The organism is Vibrio sp. YYF0003 (assembly GCF_036350715.1).
GTDB lineage: Bacteria > Pseudomonadota > Gammaproteobacteria > Enterobacterales > Vibrionaceae > Vibrio > Vibrio natriegens.
The window spans coordinates 72,241-86,372 of the sequence record NZ_JAZDWA010000003.1; the positions used below are offsets into that span (position 1 = coordinate 72,241).

The 14,132-nt window shown below is 43.5% G+C and carries 12 protein-coding genes and 1 other annotated feature; of the genes, 3 read left to right on the forward strand and 9 right to left on the reverse strand.

The genetic code is table 11. The features are described 5' to 3' along the window. Positions 1–114 precede the first annotated feature (114 nt). Complete coding sequence (nfo, locus tag V1U08_RS10655; RefSeq protein WP_065299133.1) at positions 115–1,002, reverse strand: deoxyribonuclease IV; 888 nt, start codon at positions 1,000–1,002, stop codon at positions 115–117. 327 nt (positions 1,003–1,329) lie between these two features. On the opposite strand from nfo, the gene grcA reads away from it, so the two are divergent. Continuing rightward, a complete protein-coding gene (gene grcA / locus V1U08_RS10660) occupies positions 1,330–1,707 on the forward strand; it encodes an autonomous glycyl radical cofactor GrcA (RefSeq protein ID WP_014230835.1) in 378 nt (125 codons plus the stop codon). A 119-nt stretch (positions 1,708–1,826) separates the two neighbouring features. On the opposite strand, the gene thrC is transcribed toward grcA, so the two are convergent. Genes thrC through thrA form a run of 3 tightly spaced genes read right to left on the reverse strand, consistent with a single transcriptional unit; the run spans position 1,827 to position 6,540 of the window. Continuing rightward, on the reverse strand, positions 1,827–3,107 hold the full coding sequence (gene thrC, locus V1U08_RS10665; protein WP_014230834.1) for a threonine synthase: 1,281 nt from the start codon (positions 3,105–3,107) through the stop codon (positions 1,827–1,829). Further along, the gene (gene thrB, locus V1U08_RS10670) at positions 3,104–4,060 is read right to left on the reverse strand and encodes a homoserine kinase (RefSeq protein WP_014230833.1); all 957 of its coding nucleotides are present in this window, start codon (positions 4,058–4,060) and stop codon (positions 3,104–3,106) included. The genes thrC and thrB overlap by 4 nt, the downstream gene beginning before the upstream one ends. A gap of 20 nt (positions 4,061–4,080) precedes the next feature. Then, positions 4,081–6,540: a bifunctional aspartate kinase/homoserine dehydrogenase I gene (gene thrA, locus V1U08_RS10675; RefSeq protein WP_020335910.1), complete on the reverse strand. Its 2,460-nt coding sequence runs from the start codon at positions 6,538–6,540 to the stop codon at positions 4,081–4,083. Between the two features lie 54 nt (positions 6,541–6,594). Beyond that, positions 6,595–6,714 (reverse strand) — a sequence feature (Thr leader region). A 440-nt stretch (positions 6,715–7,154) separates the two neighbouring features. Here thrA and V1U08_RS10680 point away from each other — a divergent pair. Next, entirely contained in the window at positions 7,155–7,625 is a 471-nt protein-coding gene (locus V1U08_RS10680; protein WP_014230831.1) for a hypothetical protein, read from the forward strand. On the opposite strand, the gene V1U08_RS10685 is transcribed toward V1U08_RS10680, so the two are convergent. Together V1U08_RS10685 and V1U08_RS10690 are read right to left on the reverse strand one after the other, a co-directional pair. Then, a complete protein-coding gene (locus tag V1U08_RS10685) occupies positions 7,622–8,104 on the reverse strand; it encodes a putative 4-hydroxy-4-methyl-2-oxoglutarate aldolase (RefSeq protein ID WP_020335908.1) in 483 nt (160 codons plus the stop codon). The two genes, V1U08_RS10680 and V1U08_RS10685, sit on opposite strands and share 4 nt — an antisense overlap. A 58-nt stretch (positions 8,105–8,162) precedes the next feature. Beyond that, positions 8,163–8,570, reverse strand: a complete 408-nt coding sequence (locus V1U08_RS10690; protein WP_020335907.1) for a DUF3293 domain-containing protein — start codon at positions 8,568–8,570, stop codon at positions 8,163–8,165. Between the two features lie 360 nt (positions 8,571–8,930). On the opposite strand from V1U08_RS10690, the gene arcA reads away from it, so the two are divergent. Beyond that, positions 8,931–9,647, forward strand: a complete 717-nt coding sequence (gene arcA / locus V1U08_RS10695) for a two-component system response regulator ArcA (RefSeq protein WP_020335906.1) — start codon at positions 8,931–8,933, stop codon at positions 9,645–9,647. An 84-nt stretch (positions 9,648–9,731) separates the two neighbouring features. On the opposite strand, the gene V1U08_RS10700 is transcribed toward arcA, so the two are convergent. The 3 genes from V1U08_RS10700 to V1U08_RS10710 form a co-directional block, all read right to left on the reverse strand. Further along, complete coding sequence (locus tag V1U08_RS10700; protein WP_014230827.1) at positions 9,732–10,181, reverse strand: membrane lipoprotein lipid attachment site-containing protein; 450 nt, start codon at positions 10,179–10,181, stop codon at positions 9,732–9,734. A gap of 1 nt (position 10,182) precedes the next feature. After that, complete coding sequence (gene arcB, locus V1U08_RS10705; protein ID WP_330470574.1) at positions 10,183–12,534, reverse strand: aerobic respiration two-component sensor histidine kinase ArcB; 2,352 nt, start codon at positions 12,532–12,534, stop codon at positions 10,183–10,185. Between the two features lie 339 nt (positions 12,535–12,873). Beyond that, positions 12,874–13,833, reverse strand: coding sequence for a TIGR01212 family radical SAM protein (locus V1U08_RS10710; protein WP_330470575.1), 960 nt, complete (start codon positions 13,831–13,833; stop codon positions 12,874–12,876). Between the last annotated feature and the right edge of the window lie 299 nt (positions 13,834–14,132).

The window sequence follows — 14,132 nt, forward strand, 5'->3', positions numbered from 1 at the left end:
AACGTCTGGTATGTGAAAAAGGAGTAAAAGTGTTTGGTCGAGACATAATGCAATCCTTCTTTGTATGGCCCCTGTAACCACTAAGAAAGAAAAGTGCCAACTATGACAACGGCATTAATTTTTGTTGAATTCTTCCAAATGGTAACCACGAAGAGTATCAATTTCTCGATGCCAAATGTCAGGATCAATTGTCTCTAAAATCAGAGGGATACCATCAAAACGAGAGTCGCGAGCAATATACTCAAAACAATCCCAACCGATTTCACCCTTCCCTAGAGAATGATGACGATCAACCCTACTAGCAAATTCGACTTTTGAATCATTTAAATGCATCGCCCTTAAATAGTGCATACCAACGATACGGTCGAATTCCGCAAATGTGTGTTGGCAATCTTCTTTCGTTCTTAAATCGTAGCCCGCGGTAAAAGTATGACAAGTATCGATGCACACACCCACGCGCTCTTTATCGTCGACTTGCTCAATGATTTCAGCGAGATGCTCAAACTTCCAGCCTAGATTGGTACCCTGACCCGCCGTGTTCTCAATAACAGCAATAACATCTGGTACTGCTTTATGCGCAAGATTAATTGATTCTGCAATCGTCGCTAAACACTCTTGTTCAGATACTTTCTTTAAGTGACTTCCTGGGTGAAAGTTCAAAAGTGTCAGACCAAGCTGATTACAACGCTCCATTTCATCGATGAATGCCGCTCGAGATTTATCAAGCTTCTCTTCTTCTGGTGCACCTAAGTTAATCAGGTAGGAGTCATGAGGCAAAATGCTTTCAGTACCAAACCCGAGCATTTTGCAATTGGCTTTAAATGCACTGATGGTTTTAGCTTCAAGAGGTTTTGCCACCCACTGACGCTGATTTTTGGTAAATAAAGCAAAAGCATTAGCGCCAATCTCGCGCGCACGTAAAGGTGCCTGATCGACACCACCAGCCGCAGAGACGTGAGCGCCGATCAGCTTGTTCCCAAACTTGTTTTTCATGTTTGTCATTTAATCACTTCAGACTTTCAGTTTGCGTACCTAAATACAATTAGTTACACATCACAGGTTAAATTCAAATCAACAACATGTAGTAAATTAACAACATAATTACATTTAAAATATTTTTTATATTATCAAAAATAGTGTAATCAGTATGTTTTTAAACACTTTATTGATTTAACTCAACAAAACAACCTTAATAAAATTAATGTTTTTGGTTGTTTTTTGACTTAAATCAATATTAAAATAGTGGTTATTAGCTATATAATACTCAGCTCAATAAAAGTTTGAAAACTAACACCAATAAACACCACGTAAGTGGACTAGGAGACAGTAATGATCCAAGGTATCCAAATTACTAAAGCAGCAAATGACGAACTACTAAACTCTATCTGGCTACTAGATGGTGAAAAAAACGAAGCTCGTTGTATTGCAGCATCAGCAGGCTATGAAGCTGACCAAGTTATTGCAATCAGCGACCTAGGTGAATACGAAAGCCGCGAAGTAGCAATCGAAACGGCACCTAAAATTGAAGGTGGTCAGCACTTAAACGTGAACGTGCTTAAGCGTGAAACACTAGAAGATGCAGTCGCTAACCCTGAAAAATACCCTCAGCTAACCATTCGTGTTTCTGGCTACGCAGTGCGTTTCAACTCACTAACTCCAGAACAGCAACGTGATGTAATCGCACGTACGTTTACTGAGTCTCTATAATAAAGAGACACCCCGGTAAGTTTTGAAAGCGGCGCTCACTGAGCGTCGTTTTTTATTGCCTCTATAAAATAAAAAAGGTGGAGACTAAGCTCCACCTTCTTATTTAGCTTGCATTTAGCTTATTGTACGCGACGCAGTACTGTTTTTAGTGCATCAAAATCCGCATCTAAATCTTCAGACAATAGGTCCATCACAGCATGCTTAGCCAGTGGTGCTGGCAGGTCGATATCAGATTCTAAGATATCATCCACCACTTCTTTGAACTTCGCAGGGTGAGCAGTACATAGGAACAAACCAGTCTCACCGGCTTGAAGTTGCTCGTCCAGTACGCGATAAGCGATTGCACCATGCGGCTCGCATAGGTAACCCAGTGAGTTCAGCTCTTTTACTGACTCGGCACTTTGCTCATCAGAAACTGCACCTTTGCCCAGCGTTTCCAAGCCCCACTCTTTTACGCGGCAAAGCTCTTCGATACGTGGCCAGTTGTTTGGTTGGCTTACGTCCATCGCGTTAGATGTCGTTGCAACCGTTGGTTTTGGATCCCACTGTCCTGTTTCTAGGTAGCGAGGTACTGTATCGTTCGCATTTGTTGCGGCAATAAAACGTTTAATTGGTAAACCAAGCGCTTTTGCCAGCAAACCAGCGGTTAGGTTACCGAAGTTACCACTTGGTACAGAGATAACCAGGTTCTCACGCTCTTGTTTACTCATTTGCGCTGCTGCTTCAAAGTAGTAGCAGATTTGCGCCATCAAACGGCTGATGTTGATTGAGTTCGCTGAGTTTAGTCCGATTTCTTCACGCAGAGCGGCATCATCAAATGCCTGCTTAACAAGTGCCTGACAAGCATCGAAGTCACCGTTAATTGCTACTGTATGGATGTTCTTACCTAGCGTACAGAACAGCTTTTCTTGTAGCGGGCTGATTTTGCCTTTAGGGTAAAGAATCACAACGTTGATGTCTTCCATACCGTAGAAAGCATGTGCAACCGCAGCACCTGTATCACCGGATGTTGCTGTAAGAATCGTGATCTTACCACCAGTAGATACCGCAGCCAGTGATTGCGCCATAAAACGACCACCGAAGTCTTTAAACGCCAGTGTCGGACCATGGAAAAGCTCTAACGCATAAACGCCATCTTTTACTTGTTTGATAGGCGCTGGGAATTGGAAAGCCGCATCAACCATAGAGTTCACTTGGTCTTCTGTCAGCTCATCACCAATCAATGCAGAAAGAATTTTTGTACTACGCGAGACAAAGTCTTCTTCTAGCAGCGCATCAATATCATCAAATTTTGGTAATTCCGATGGAAAAAACAGGCCTTGGTTACGACCTAATCCTTGGCGAACGGCTTGGCCAAAGGAAACTTGTTCATCATTTTCTTTTATATTGTAAAGCTTCATAGCTCACTTCCTGTTACTTTCGAACCCTGTTTATCCAGACGACAAACGTGGACGAATCCTTCTTCGTTTTGTACGTAGTTTTGTTCTAACCAGCGAGCAACTCGCTCAGCGACATCTTTCTCTTTGCAAATACTGAACAGTGTTGGGCCACTGCCAGAAATACCGGTTGCTAACGCGCCTGCAGATGCTGCGTATTGGCGAGCGTTTGCAAAACCTGGTAGCAGTTTCTCACGATACGGTTCTGCGATCACGTCTTTGATCATTTTCGCCGCAAGTTCCGGTTGACCAGAATGACACGCGTGAATAAAGCCTGCAAGGTGTCGACCGTGAGCTATGATATCTTGTCGACGGTACTGAGATGGTAGGATCTCTCGAGCTTCAGCAGTAGACACTTTGATTCCCGGATAAGCCATTACCCAGTACCAATCATCAAAACATGGCACTTCCTGGCTAATGATACCAAGCTCTTCAAGCATCAACTGCACGCCACCTAAGTAACAAGGTGCAACGTTGTCATAATGGATACCACCAGAAATTTTACCTTCCATCTCGCCCATTAGCGCTAACAGCTCAGTTTCATTAAGCGGTTGTCCGTGAAAACGGTTCAAAGCATCTAATGCAGCAACAATAGAACAAGCACTGGAACCAAGACCAGAACCGATAGGCATGTTCTTCTCGAGTGTCATTTCCAGTGGTTTCAGCTCTACGCCCTTTCTATCTAGCTCGCGAGCAAATACAACCCAACAGTCGTAAACGATGTTTTCTTTTGGTTCTGTAGGTAACTTCGAGACGAAGTTACCTGCGGTTTTCAAGCTGAATGGCTCAGAACCAGATTTCACTAGGACTCGATCACCCAATAAGGTGCCATCGATAGGAGAGACAGCCGCTCCCAAAACATCAAAACCTACGCTTACATTACCAATTGATGCTGGGGCATAAACCACTACATCCATATCACTTGAACTCATTACTGTTATACCCCTAGTTTCCAACCTAAAGTACGCATCACATCTGAAAATACGCCTGCTGCGGTAACTTCCGTACCTGCACCGTAACCACGAAGCACTAATGGGATTGGCTGGTAGTAACGGCTGTAAAACGCCAGTGCGTTCTCACCATCTTTAATTTTGAACATTGGATCATTTTCATCAACAATAGCAATGCTGACTTTGCACTTACCATCATTGATTTCACCAACATAGCGTAAAACTTTACCCTCTTCAGCGGCTTTTGCGACAAGATCTTTAAAGTACGCATCAGCTTCAGGAAGTCTCGCCATAAACTCATCAACACTGCCTGAATCATCAAAGCCCGGTGGCAGCGCTTGATCAACCACAACGTCTTCCAACTCTAGCGACATTCCCGCTTCACGAGCCAGAATAAGAAGCTTACGAGCCACATCCATACCCGATAGATCATCACGAGGATCCGGTTCGGTGAAGCCGTTTTCTTTCGCGATGTTTGTCGCTTCGCTCAAGCTCATGCCTTCGTCTAGCTTACCGAAGATGTAAGATAGTGAACCAGACAAAATGCCGGTGAATCGTTCAAGCTCATCACCCGCTGAAATGAGATTCTGCAGGTTTTCGATAACCGGCAAACCCGCACCAACCGTTGTCTCGTACATCAATTTACGACGAGAGCTGCGTGCTACATCGCGAAGCTGATGGTAGTAAGCCATGCTTGCTGTATTGGCTTTCTTATTTGGAGTAACAACGTGGAAACCTGCTGCCAGGAAATCAGCGTACTGGTTAGCAATGGCTTCGCTCGAAGTACAATCAACCAAAACAGGGTTGATGATGTGGTTACGTTGCACAAGTGCAATCAGGCGCGCTAGGCTGAACTCTTCAGTAGCTGAAGACATGCGGTCACGCCAGTGTTCCAGTGGCAGTCCTTCACTATCCAGAAGCAGACCCTTACTATTTGCCAGACCACATACGCGAATGATGATGCCTTTCTCTGCCAGTTTGGCTTGTTGGCGTTCAATCTGATCCACCAGCTCACCACCAACACCACCGATACCAACAACGAAAACATCAAGGAAGTGTTTAGAATTGAACAGGTTCATATGACAGGCTTTGATTGCTTCAGAGATCTTATCTTCTGGGATAACCGCTGAGATAGCGCGCTCAGAAGAACCCTGTGCGATCGCAACAATGTTGACGTTTACTTCAGCAAGAGATGAGAAGAAACGTGACGCAACGCCGCGTGACGTACGCATGCCGTCACCAACAAGGGTCACGATAGCAACATCATCGATAAACTCTACTGGTTCAAGCAGACCGTCTTTCAGTTCAAGCTCAAATGCTTCTGCCAGAGTCTGTTGCGCTTTTGCTTTGTCTTCTGCTTCGATACAGAAGCTGATGCTGTATTCTGATGATGACTGAGTGATCAGTACGATTGAAACACCCGCTGAAGACATAGCACCAAATACGCGGCTCGCCATGCCAACCATGCCTTTCATACCTGGGCCAGAGACGTTCACCATGGTCAGGTCATTCAGTGTAGTAATACCTTTGATAGCCAGGTTATCTTCACCGGTATCTTGGCCAATCAGCGTACCTGCACCTTGCGGGTTAAAACTGTTCTTGATTAAGCATGGAATGTGGAATTGAGCAATTGGAGCGATGGTTTTCGGGTGCAGAACGGACGCACCGAAGTAAGACAACTCCATCGCTTCCTGATAGCTCAGTGATTTTAATAGTCGTGCATCTTCTACCAAGCGAGGATCACAGTTGTATACGCCATCAACGTCAGTCCAGATTTCACAACAGTCGGCACGAAGACAAGCAGCCAAAACCGCAGCCGAATAGTCAGAACCGTTACGACCTAGAGTAACCAGTTCTCCTTTCTCGTTGCCGGCAGTAAAACCAGGCATGATGTTGACATGACCTTGAGGAAGAGGCTTTTGGCGGAAGTTTTGTGTAGAAATATCAACATCAACCATCGCTTCAAGATGATCGCCTTGAGCATAAAGGTATTCAACCGGATCAATTAGGCTGGCTTTTTGACCTTTTGCTTCAAGTACCGCTTTCATTAGTTGAATAGAAACACGTTCACCTTTACTGATGATGCGCGCATTCACATTGTTTGGACACATGCCTAACAGGCTGATGCCATGGACAAATTGACGTAATTGAGAGAGCGAGGTTTTAACTTGATTGTCGTAGCCAGTCCCATCCAGATTAGGAACCAAGGCTTGGATATCGGCAAAAAGCGTTTTAAACGATTCTTCTAACTCGTTAATTTGTAATTCTGCTTCACCATTTCGTAAAGCGCCTTCAATCACAGCAACCAGTTTATTAGTTGTTTTACCCGGTGCAGAAAGCACGACTGCGACTTCTTCCTGTTGAGCATTATTCGCAATGATATCTGCTGCTCTTAAAAAGCGATCTGCATCAGCCAATGATGAACCGCCAAACTTCAATACTCGCATCCCTTCCTCCAGTGTATCTTCTTAAACTTGTCTAAATTTTGTATTAAGAAAGCATAAAAAAAGGCCTGTATCTTGTTGGATACAGGCCTTTTTTGTGAATTTCTTTCGCTCAGCAGCCTGCCCCAACAATTGTAATGTCGGTAATAATAATGGTGGTGGTCATTACAACGAGGCTGTTAACTGGCATAAATTAATATTCTACGAATTGTGTGTTTGCTTAACCCTACGTTTACCGAGTTTCTGTAACAGAGTCAACAAAAAAATTGTTTATTTTCCAGTCTTACAGAGATAAATTCTGCCATATATCGCTGAAAATAAAGAAATAAATTAAAATTCAATTTTTTAATAAATTTATCTTAGTATTTCATTCCCGAAATAGCTTTGCATAGAAAAAGTTACATTCCACCCACATTCATGGCGATCTTGGCTAAAACGGCAAAGATCAAAGAAAATGCAGAGCAACCACTCTTGCACAACAATTTAAGTGTGATCACACTCCACGAGAGTTAATTATTTGGGAAATAAATGAGCTGCATTTCATATTATATGCTTTAATATTGGGAAGCGTTGAGCACATACCAATAAAAAGTTTTGAAACACAAGGAGTGGTGAGCATGAAAAAATGGCTTTTTCTGTTACTTTTTGCCATGCCTGGTGTTTCTTTAGCGACTGAGCTACCTACCCTTCCTGGGGCAGCAATGACTTCCCCACACAAGTTATTTATCTCAAGTGACAGTTATCAAACGGATAGCTTCGATGTATGGAACATCGACGGCGGTTACTCGTACGAGTTATTTGATTCGGTTGATCTTTATGTTGGTGCACGCGTCAACAACTCCCCAGTCCAAAATCAAAGCGGCTTTTTAAGTGGCGTTAGCTACCACTTTAATGATCGTGTCACTGTTAAGAGTACGCTGCGTTCTTTCAAAGCTGACACCAACGAGCGTGTCGATGAAGAAGATACGGGCCTTGCTGCCGAGGTGTCTAGTCGTGTGAAAATTACTGACAAGTTAGATATTCACGCAACTCTAGATTATCAAGATTGGCAACAAGGCTTTGAGGTTGGATTAGGGTTTCGCTTCTAAAAATCCAGTTTTTCTTTTGAGATCAACACCCCATTCCAGTCTGCATAAACATAATGCTTCGGCTGCACTAACTGATTTTGCATCGTTACTGTCACATTGACCTCACCCAGGCCTCGCTTTTCTGTTTTAAACGGACATGTGCCAAGCGCTTGAATGCCAATATCCATTTGTGACATTTGCGCCACATCACGCACCGCACCATAGACAATAATACCTTCCCATCCATTCTCAATACCAAGGATGGCCAATTGATCACCGAGCAGCGCTTTTTGACATGAACCATGGCCATCAACAATTAACACTTTGCCTGTGCCGTCCTGCCCAAGCACCTCTCTTACCTTGGAGTTGTCGTGATAACAGCGCACTGTGACAATTTCGCCAAAAAACGCGGAACGTTGTCCAAAATTCTGTAGTGGCAGATTCAGTAACGTTACTTGGTCTTCAAATTGGTCACATATATCTGGTGTTATATCGTTCATATTTCCTCCGTGAATTTTCTCGTCCGAGTACGCTCCAACGAGTAGTATCCTGTTTTCGTTATACGAGTCGCTCACTCATTTTAGCTACTTTGTGTCGATTGCTCGGATCACCGCAGACAATAAGGTAGATGTCGTCATGAGAGATATAATAAATCGCATTCTGCTGAAACTCGTTTGCCAATGTAATCGCGTCGTCTATTGAGATCTCCGCCGCAAAACTCTCTTCGTACCATTCAAAGGTACGGTCACCTACAGTAACTGGCACATAGTTAACGTGTTTTAGACGCTTTTCTAGCTTTTGATTAATTATGCAGTTATCTTCTTTTGACCGCAAATTACTGTATGGGTTCCAAGCAGTTATCACAACATAGCTCAAAACATTCCATTTCGTTTCAAAGCGAAAAAAAGAATTTGCATAAGCATTCCATAACGATGCGTCGATGTTCGTATTATTTTTTTCTATCATAACTCTTAAATGATTAATAACAGTTAAATTTCATCAATTGATGTAAATCAACAAACTGCATGGAATTAACATTTGAGCATTGTTAGCATGCTGTTAACAATATAAAATTCGCCCCATATCTAGGGTGTTTACGTTTCCTCCCCCAATAAGAAACTGGAAATGAAAGGTAAATATCCCATTAGAATAAAAGTCGCCACGGGATGTAGGTGAGCTGGTAAATCTCCATGGAAGGCGGATAACTGAAAGAAGTGTAATTTTGATTAACTTGATTTATTATCAAAATTTCATTACCTGTATGTTATATTTTTGCCTAGAATTTATTCTATTAGCACAATTTTGTCACAAATTTAGGTACCGCCAATGCAAACCCCGCAGATTCTGATCGTTGAAGATGAGCAAGTAACTCGTAACACTCTTAAGAGTATTTTTGAAGCAGAGGGATACGCTGTTTTTGAAGCCAGTGACGGTGAAGAGATGCACCAAGTATTATCAGACAACTCTGTCAACTTGGTCATTATGGACATTAACCTTCCAGGCAAGAATGGTCTTCTACTTGCACGTGAATTGCGCGAACAAGCAAACATCGCACTGATGTTTTTGACTGGCCGTGACAATGAAGTGGACAAGATTCTAGGCCTTGAGATTGGTGCTGATGATTACATCACTAAACCATTCAACCCACGTGAGTTGACTATCCGTGCGCGCAACTTGTTGAGTCGCTCAATGAGCGCAAGTGCTGTTCAAGAAGAAAAACGCTCGGTAGAAAAATACGAGTTCAACGGTTGGGTGCTAGATATCAATAGCCGTTCACTGGTGAGCCCGTCAGGTGATAGCTACAAACTGCCTCGTTCTGAATTCCGTGCGCTACTGCACTTCTGTGAGAACCCAGGCAAAATCCAAACACGTGCCGATCTTCTGAAGAAGATGACAGGCCGTGAACTTAAACCACACGACCGTACTGTTGACGTAACCATTCGTCGTATTCGTAAACACTTCGAATCTGTATCAGGTACACCAGAAATCATCGCAACGATTCATGGTGAAGGTTACCGCTTCTGTGGTGATTTAGAAGACTAATTCTTCATTCCACGAGAAACATGAAGGGCTTGCTCATTGGAGCAAGCCCTTTTTCTATACAACTTTTTTTAGGCAGAATAAACGCTAGTAGACTTTGTTTACCTTTACATACTTTTCTACCAGCCAACGTTTTTTACCGGCATCATCCAACAGTATTGCCAGCTCAACCCACTTTTCAGTGTTAAGTTGATTTTGCCAGGTAAACGCAACTTCCCACTGGTTCTCGCTATGCGTCCGAGTTTCTAAAGCGTCTTCGTCCAGCATCCATTGCTCGTCACCTTGTTTAATTATCAAAGCTTCTACTGTCAGATTGGCCGGTAACTCCGTATCACTTTCCAAAGAGAGAGAGCCGTGAAGGTTGGGTTCCTGAGACTCACCTATTGTCGGCATCAGATTTACCCAGAGGTTACTCTTGAGTTCAATATTGACTTGATTAATTGTTATCTGGCTGTCTTGTTTCCAGTTCACTTCAGGAACAGCACTACAACCCGACAGCAGTGCAGTAGCAATGGCCACTGATGCAAGTTTCTTCATGTTATTTCCTTTGTTCTAACCAACTTTTTAGTACTTGGATATCGTTGAGGTATTCATTTTTTATTTCTTCAACCCAATCTGAAATATTCTCCCACCAGGCAGGCATATCCGGAGACTGGGCTTTTTGCGCGACACTTTGGATACGTTTCAAACCGATGGAACCTGCTGCACCTTTGATCTTGTGCGCTTCAGAGACGATGCCATCTTTATCTTTCGCGATCATATTGGAGTCCAGTACTTCAATATAATCTGGCATCATATCTTCAAACATTTTGATGCTGTCATAAACGGGCTTCGCCCCCACAATATCAACGTAAGACTCCAGCATATCGAGGTCAAGCAGATGCGTCTCAATCACAGGTGATGGCGCAGGTTCTTCCTTAACTTCAAGAATCTCAACCGGCTGTGGTTTTTCCACTCTATGCACAAAAAACTTATCAATCACAGATTGAATAGCATGCACAGCCAACGGCTTACTGATCGCATCATCCATGCCGTTTTGCAGATATTCTCTACGATCTTTCAGTACGTTTGCCGTCAACGCGACTAACGGTGGCAAGTTGTCGTAGTGCTCTCGGTAGTATTTCGCCACATCGAAGCCAGTCATATCAGGCAACTGAATATCCAGTAAAACCAAGTCATACTGATCCGGAACGAAATTGACTAACGCCTCTTGTCCCGTCATGGCAACTGTGACTGAATGGCCTAAGCTTTCCAATAGCGATTTCGCCACGGTCACGTTCAGTTCGATATCTTCAACCATAAAGATATTTAAGTGAACATTATCGCGTTGCGCGTCGATAATAGGTTCTTCTAGAGCCACAACTGGAACATGAATAGAAACGGTAAATGTACTGCCGTAGCCCTCTTCACTCGCTACGGAAATATCACCATCCATCATATTAATCAGCTGCTTAGAAACAGCCAGTCCAATGCCAGTACCAACTGCGTGTAAGTTATCTTTGCCTGACTTCACTTGGTAATACATGGCAAAAATCTTATTCAGCTCTTCTTCAGGAATACCGATACCGGTATCTTCCACTTCGATAATAATCGTCGCGAAATCATCTTCGACATCCGCACTCACCGTCATTACCACACCGCCTTCTTTGGTGAACTTCATGGCGTTGTTGACCAGGTTCCAGATAACCTGACGTAAACGGGTGGCATCAACTTCAATCGCTTTCGGTAAATCGCTCAAGCGTTCTAAGTCAAAGCGCAAACCTTTCTGCTCAGCCATCAACGCAGAGATACTCTCTATTTCTGCGACAAAGTCTTCGAAATTAAGTGGCTCAGGTAATAACTCTAGTTTGCGACGGTCAAACTTATCCATGTCGATAATATCGTTGAAAATATTTCCAAGCGTAATCGCGCTGACATTGATGGTTTGCATGTACTTACGCTGCTCTTCGGTCAGTTGAGTATCAAGCAGCATTCGGCTCAAGCCGACGATACCGTTGAGTGGAGTACGAAGTTCATGACTGATAGTAGAAATGAAAGTGGTTTTGTCTCGGCTGGCTTTTTCCAGAGACTCCTCATGGCGTTTACGTTCGGTGATATCACGACCAAAACCAACTAGGCCCAGGTGACGGCCGTCCTTACTGTAAAAAGGAACCTTACGCAGTTCGAAGTAGTGTTTACGACCATCCGGGTATTCCAGCCATTGCTCATAGGTAATGGCTTGATTATCAGTGAAAACCTTCTGGTCCGTATCAACGATTGGCTGTGCGATTTCTTTGCTGTAGACGTCCCAAGGGCTCAAGCCTACCAACTGATGCTCTTTCTTACCCGTCAGCTCTTCCATTGCTCGGTTACAACCTGAGAACACACCATCCGCATTTCGGTAGTAAATCAGATCCGGAGACGCATCAATGAAGGAGCGCAATAAGGCGGTTCGCTCCGCAAGCTCTAACTGAGTGCGTTCACGCTGAAAGACCTCATTTTCCAGATCCTTCATCGCTTCTTCGCGTGCTTCTTCGGCTTTAATACGCTCTTCAATCTCTTGATTGAGCTTTTCAATATTCTGTTGCAACTGGAAGTTCAGTTCTTGGTCGCGCGAGCGCATGTCTTTCAGCTTAGAAACCAGCTTAGTTAACCTTTGGCGAGACTCTTCCAACTGATCAACCACCACCGACAGAAAATACACCGCCCAAGGAGTAATCAGCAGACCAAAGAAAACAGAGCGTACGATATCAATATCGTCAACTCGCCCCTTAAGTGCCAAGGTAATACCAACTTGTACCACGACAGCTAACGCCACCAGCGCAAGTGCTAGCAAAATTGAAAAACGGACAATCCCCAGTTTTACCAGAAGGTCGACATAATACTGGGCAAGATTTTTCATCGGTTTCATTCACGACTCCACGGCGTAAAACTAGATATCATCCCTGAACATTAGACATGAACCTTGGTATACAACTTCAGGGTAATAATGGAAAAACACCAAGTACCAGCAGTTTAACGTGTTTGATACGGTGATTTAAACTTCTCACTATCAACTTAGAGCAAGAGGTCACAAAGCGTTGGCAATAACTTCTCTTTCATCGTTCGTATGTTTAATAATGAACGATGAAACAGACATTGGAAAAGACTTAAAAAGCGATGAGAAGCGCTAAGGGTAGAATGGTAAACCACAGACCCAAGTAGGAATGAAATACTTGGGTCTGTAGAATTTTACGCTAGCAGTAAGAAATCAGAGATGAGTAGATGCTTTAAGTTTAAGCTCAGGCTTTTTATAGATAAATGGCTTACCGGTTAAACTCCCCTGAGCACCTTCTATGTCCAATGCTCGACCAATCTCTGTCATCGCCAACCAACGATTTTCACACCAGAGTGGTGACAACAGCGTCGGGCGTCGTGCCGCAGAAGAAACCCTGTGATAAACAATCTCCGCCGGCGTCATGCGGATTAATTCACTGGCAATGGCGACATACTCTTCTAGCTCAGGAGCTTCCAGCTTCCCGGCTCGCCACGCTTTAGCCATAGTGCTGCCTTCAACAATGTGCAAACCATGCAATTTGATGCCATCCGTCCCCACTTCAAGAACTTTACTCATGGTTTCCACGTTATGTTGGCGCGTTTCTTTGGGTAAACCAACGATCAAATGCGTGCAAACCTTAATACCTAAAGCACGCGCTCGCTTGGTGATCTGCGCATAACATTCGAAATTATGACCGCGGTTAATTCGCTTCAGCGTGTCGTCATGAGCCGTTTGTAAACCGAGTTCTAACCAGATTTCGTAACCTTGCTTGACGTAACCAGAGAGTAAGTCCAACACAGCATCAGGAACGCAGTCAGGTCGGGTACCAACACATAAACCTACGATATCCGCCGCTTTGAGCGCCTCTTCATACATGTTCTTGAGAACTTGAACTTCGGCATACGTACTGGTGTACGCTTGAAAATAGGCTAAATACTTTTTCGCGCGTTGGATCTCCCCGGCACGATCACTCAGTTGCTCATGAATGCTTTTAACCTGTACTTCCTCGTCAGAAAAAGACGCAACATTACAGAATGTGCACCCTCCACGTCCGATCGTACCGTCTCTGTTTGGGCAGCTAAATCCACCATGCAATGTTAATTTATGAACTTTTTCACCATATCGGCGCTGAAGATCCTGGCCTAATGTGTTGACCAACTCATGTAACTGCATAAAATTCCACCAAACCAAAATCGCAATCAATATCACTACGATTAGTGTAAATAAATTACATCCCTGCAAGAAAAATCACAGAATATTACTCAATCCAAACGAGTCACAGACTAGTCAAAATCAATAAACCTGCATAAATACATACAAAAACTGGCAATGTTACGTAATTGTTAAACAAAATATGCATAATTAAACAAAAAAAATGGGTCACAACGTCGACTTTTCGTTGCATTCCGAAGTAACAAAATTGTAGGATACTTACGTATCCACGTGGTTTTTGTCATTTTGATTACAACACG

Coding starts and splice junctions, on each gene's coding strand:
- V1U08_RS10680 (WP_014230831.1), top strand. CDS start 7,155: ATGAAAAAATGGCTTTTTCTGTTACTTTTTGCCATGCCTGGTGTTTCT.
- thrB (WP_014230833.1), bottom strand. CDS start 4,060: ATGGATGTAGTGGTTTATGCCCCAGCATCAATTGGTAATGTAAGCGTA.
- arcA (WP_020335906.1), top strand. CDS start 8,931: ATGCAAACCCCGCAGATTCTGATCGTTGAAGATGAGCAAGTAACTCGT.
- V1U08_RS10690 (WP_020335907.1), bottom strand. CDS start 8,570: ATGATAGAAAAAAATAATACGAACATCGACGCATCGTTATGGAATGCT.
- V1U08_RS10700 (WP_014230827.1), bottom strand. CDS start 10,181: ATGAAGAAACTTGCATCAGTGGCCATTGCTACTGCACTGCTGTCGGGT.
- nfo (WP_065299133.1), bottom strand. CDS start 1,002: ATGACAAACATGAAAAACAAGTTTGGGAACAAGCTGATCGGCGCTCAC.
- arcB (WP_330470574.1), bottom strand. CDS start 12,534: ATGAAACCGATGAAAAATCTTGCCCAGTATTATGTCGACCTTCTGGTA.
- thrA (WP_020335910.1), bottom strand. CDS start 6,540: ATGCGAGTATTGAAGTTTGGCGGTTCATCATTGGCTGATGCAGATCGC.
- thrC (WP_014230834.1), bottom strand. CDS start 3,107: ATGAAGCTTTACAATATAAAAGAAAATGATGAACAAGTTTCCTTTGGC.
- V1U08_RS10710 (WP_330470575.1), bottom strand. CDS start 13,833: ATGCAGTTACATGAGTTGGTCAACACATTAGGCCAGGATCTTCAGCGC.
- grcA (WP_014230835.1), top strand. CDS start 1,330: ATGATCCAAGGTATCCAAATTACTAAAGCAGCAAATGACGAACTACTA.
- V1U08_RS10685 (WP_020335908.1), bottom strand. CDS start 8,104: ATGAACGATATAACACCAGATATATGTGACCAATTTGAAGACCAAGTA.